General features: G+C 59.2%; 1 protein-coding gene. It reads right to left on the bottom strand.

Translation table 11 applies throughout. The features are described 5' to 3' along the window. Positions 1 to 284: ferric reductase-like transmembrane domain-containing protein (locus tag SB772_RS40130; RefSeq protein WP_410838535.1), on the bottom strand; the 284-nt coding region annotated here is incomplete at both ends.

Here is a 284-nt window from a genome sequence, read left to right on the forward strand (position 1 = left end):
GGACGGCGTACCAGAATTCGTAAGGGAACCGGCGTCGAACGGCAACCAGGGACGTGACGACGACGGCGACAAACAGCAGCGCGGAGATGTACGCCAACCACATGTCGGGGACGTTGACCCAGAGCGATACGGATTCCGAAATGGGGTCCAATCCCTCTGCCGCGCCGTATCCGATGGCGATGAACAGACCATGGGCTAAGAGCAGATACAGTGCCGGCTTGCCCAAGGACTTATGGATCTCGATGGCTCGGTCGTGGCCCAGGGTGTTGTCGATGAAAGGGATT

Origin of the sequence: Paraburkholderia sp. SIMBA_030, from assembly GCF_046535245.1 — a bacterium.
Classification (GTDB): domain Bacteria; phylum Pseudomonadota; class Gammaproteobacteria; order Burkholderiales; family Burkholderiaceae; genus Paraburkholderia.